Annotated in this window: 2 protein-coding genes; both read left to right on the top strand. The window is 45.4% G+C overall.

The annotated features are described in order from the left end of the window. The first annotated feature begins 44 nt into the window (after positions 1 to 44). Positions 45 to 1010, top strand: a complete 966-nt coding sequence (locus H6S82_RS30190; RefSeq protein ID WP_190471437.1) for a hypothetical protein — start codon at positions 45 to 47, stop codon at positions 1008 to 1010. Then, the gene (locus tag H6S82_RS30185; protein ID WP_190471433.1) at positions 1007 to 2179 is read left to right on the top strand and encodes a pyridoxal phosphate-dependent aminotransferase; all 1173 of its coding nucleotides are present in this window, start codon (positions 1007 to 1009) and stop codon (positions 2177 to 2179) included. The genes H6S82_RS30190 and H6S82_RS30185 overlap by 4 nt, the downstream gene beginning before the upstream one ends. Positions 2180 to 2196: the final 17 nt, after the last annotated feature.

Below are 2196 nucleotides of genomic sequence, written 5' to 3'. Positions count from 1 at the left end.
TACAACTTATATATAATAGATAAAATTCAAAATCCTTGCATCGGATGACCAGACAACCCCACGACCAATTTGCCAAACTCTACCTAGAAGAACTGCTATCACCGATTGGCGAAGTAGAAATCAGCCGCGAAATTACTGGGGAAGTTCAGCAAGTGGATATTTCATTTTCACCCAACCCGGAAAGCGATCGCCAGATGCTAGGATTGTTGGGTGATATGGTATCGAGTCCCTGTCTCCTAGAACCGTTTCGCAACCAACCCAGCAAGGCAGAAATTCGCAGCTGTATGGTGAAGCTATTTTTGCTGCACCGCGATTTGCAGCGCAGAGCAAGGCGCGAAGATAACCAATTTCCCGAAGCTGAATTGCCTCGCTTGTGGATTCTCACAACTTCTGCTTCTTCTGCGTTACTCGATAGTTTCGGCGCTAGACTAGATGCAGATAACTGGCCTGTTGGTGTCCACTTTTTAGCAGAATCGCTCAAAACAGCTATAGTAGCGATAAACCAACTACCAGCCACACCAGAAACACTTTGGCTGCGACTCCTGGGAAAAGGCGCAACTCAGCAGCAAGCCATTAATGAAATAATGGCACTCCCGCAAGAAAACCGATTACGCATCAATGTTTTAGAATTGATTTCTACTTGGCGTATCAATGTGCAGAGAAAGGCAAATTTAACAGAAGAGGAACAGGAATTAATTATGAATTTGAATCGAGCTTATATGCAATGGCGTGAAGAGACTTTACGCGAAGGACTACAGCAAGGACTACAGCAAGGACTACAGCAAGGACTAGAACAAGGACTACAGCGAGGATTGCGGGAAGGACGGATAGAAGAGAGGCGTCTTGTGCTGGAAAACTTGCTGGTAGATAAATTTGGCAGTTTGGATGAAAAACTGTCGCAGGTAATTGAGCCTTGGGTAAAGTTATCCTCACAAGAATATTCCCGCTTGCTGTTAGAATTAGCCAACTTATCTCGCACAGAATTGTTGGCTAGATTTAACATCAAATGAAAAACGAAACTCTGAGAATGCAGGCGGTACAAACGCCTATTATCCCGGTGGTGGGGGAACTAATTCGCAATTGTCCGGGGACGATTTCTTTGGGACAAGGAGTAGTTTATTATGGCCCACCGCCGTCAGCGACGGAAAGAATTACCGAATTTTTTGCTAATCCCCAAAATCACAAGTACCAAGCGGTAGAGGGAATTCCCGCATTACAGGAAGCGATAAAAAATAAGCTTTTAACTGAAAATCGAATCGAAATCGACGATAATCGCTGCATTGTCGTCACAGCTGGCGGCAATATGGCGTTTACGAACGCGCTGCTGGCAATTACTTCGCCTGGGGATGAAATTATTCTGATTTCACCATATTATTTTAATCACGAAATGGCGATCGCAATGGCAAGCTGTCGCGCCGTACTCGTACCCACCGATGAAAATTATCAGCTAATTCCCGATGCTATAGAAAAAGCCATCACCGAAAAAACACGCGCCGTTGTCACCATTTCACCCAACAATCCCACAGGCGCAGTTTATCCGCAAGAAGCATTGCAAAAAGTCAACGAAATATGTCGCCAGCACAAAATCTACCATATTAGCGATGAAGCTTACGAATATTTTACTTACAACGGAGTGCAGCACTACTCCCCAGGCGCAAATAAAGAAAGTTCTGAGTATACCATTTGCCTTTATTCTCTCTCCAAAGCTTATGGTTTTGCCAGTTGGCGCATCGGCTACATGGTGATTCCCGAACATCTACTGATGTCCGTCAAAAAAATTCAAGATACGATTTTAATTTGTCCGCCAGTAATCTCCCAGTATGCAGCTTTAGGAGCGTTGCAAGCAGGAGTGGGATATTGTAAAGAAAAGTTAAGTGCGATCGCAACGGTGCGAGAGAAGTGCCTGAGCGAACTAAATCTTATTCAAGATTTATGTACTGTTCCCAAAGCCGATGGCGCTTTTTATTTTCTGCTCAAAGTCCGCACTCAGCTAGATGCAATGGAGTTAGTGGAACGCTTGATCCGCGAACATAAAGTAGCGGTAATTCCAGGCACCACCTTTGGTATGGAACAAGGGTGCTACCTGCGCGTTGCCTACGGAGCCCTTAAAGAAGAGACTGCCATAGAAGGGATTGGCCGACTCGTGCGGGGACTGGAAAAACTAGGGCGTCGGGGTTAGGGGTTAGGGGTTAGGGG

The organism is Planktothrix sp. FACHB-1355, assembly GCF_014748295.1.
Taxonomy (GTDB): domain Bacteria; phylum Cyanobacteriota; class Cyanobacteriia; order Cyanobacteriales; family Aerosakkonemataceae; genus Aerosakkonema; species Aerosakkonema funiforme_A.
This window is presented reverse-complemented; position numbering and strand designations above follow the sequence as displayed.

Bases quoted from the DNA above. Each gene is read 5' to 3' on its own strand.
- H6S82_RS30185 (WP_190471433.1), top strand. From the start codon at position 1,007: ATGAAAAACGAAACTCTGAGAATGCAGGCGGTACAAACGCCTATTATC.
- H6S82_RS30190 (WP_190471437.1), top strand. From the start codon at position 45: ATGACCAGACAACCCCACGACCAATTTGCCAAACTCTACCTAGAAGAA.